This is a genomic window from Cribrihabitans pelagius (genome assembly GCF_048820915.1).
Taxonomy (GTDB): domain Bacteria; phylum Pseudomonadota; class Alphaproteobacteria; order Rhodobacterales; family Rhodobacteraceae; genus Cribrihabitans_A; species Cribrihabitans_A pelagius.
The window spans coordinates 1-1,037 of sequence record NZ_JBMERR010000061.1 but is presented as its reverse complement, the minus strand read 5'-3'; the positions used below and the strand labels follow the sequence as shown (position 1 = coordinate 1,037).

Annotated in this window: 1 protein-coding gene; it reads right to left on the bottom strand. The window is 65.2% G+C overall.

Annotation, left to right across the window (positions count from 1 at the left end):
* The coding region (locus ACOHX0_RS21855) for an IS256 family transposase (RefSeq protein WP_420679359.1) at positions 1-1,034 on the bottom strand (1,034 nt) is incomplete at its 3' end.
* Positions 1,035-1,037 lie beyond the last annotated feature (3 nt).

Here is a 1,037-nt window from a genome sequence, read left to right as displayed (position 1 = left end):
GGGAAGATGCCGACCACATCGGCGCGGCGCTTCACCTCCTTGTTCAGACGTTCAATCGGATTGGCGCTGTGCAGCTTGGTCCGATGCTGGCGGGGAAAGGCCATATAGGCCAGCACGTCGTGTTCGCTCTCGTCCATCAGGGCCGCCAGCTTTGGCCAGCGCGAACGGAGCTGATCGGCCACACGGCGCCAGGTTTCGCCGGCCTGCGTGCGGTCGGGCTGATCGAAGGCCTGACGGATCGCGGCAGCAACCACGGTGTGCTGGCCACGCGAGACATGGGCCAGGGCGTTGCGCATCCAGTGGACGCGGCAGCGCTGCCAGGTGGCCTCGAACACCCGCTCTATGGCGGCTCTGAGGCCGCTGTGCGCGTCGCTGATCACCAGTTTCGTGCCGTCGAGCCCACGCGCTTTCAAGCCGCGCAGAAAGCCCATCCAGAAGGTTTCGGCCTCTGACGGGCCAAGCCCCAGACCGATGATCTCGGGGCGCCCATCCGTGTTGGCGGCGACGGCGATTATGGCCGCAACGCTGACGATCCGCTCACCTTGGCGGACCTTGAGATAGGTCGCGTCCAGCCAGACATAGGGCCATTCGCCGGTCAGGGGGCGGTTCAGGAACTCGTTCACGCGCTCATCGATGTCCTTGCACAGCTTCGACACCGTGCTCTTGGATACGCCTTGCAGACCCATCGCCTGCGCCAGCACATCGACCCGGGGAGTGGACACGCCGCCGATCCACGCTTCCTGGATCACCGCCACCAGGGCCTTCTCCGAGGTCTTGCGCGGCTCCAGGAAGCCGGGGAAATAACTGCCCTGCCGGAGCTTCGGCACCTTCAGGTTCAGTGTGCCCAAACGGGTATCGAGCGCGCGCTCCCGATACCCGTTTCGCCACGTCGTGCGCTGATCGGCCCGTTCGTGCTTGCCGGCGCCGATCAGGCCTTCGACATCGGCCTCCATGATCAGCTGAAGAACGGCCTCAGCGACGGCGCGAAGGAAATCGCCGCCGTCCTGCTTTGCGAGAAGCTCGGAAAGGGCCATGTT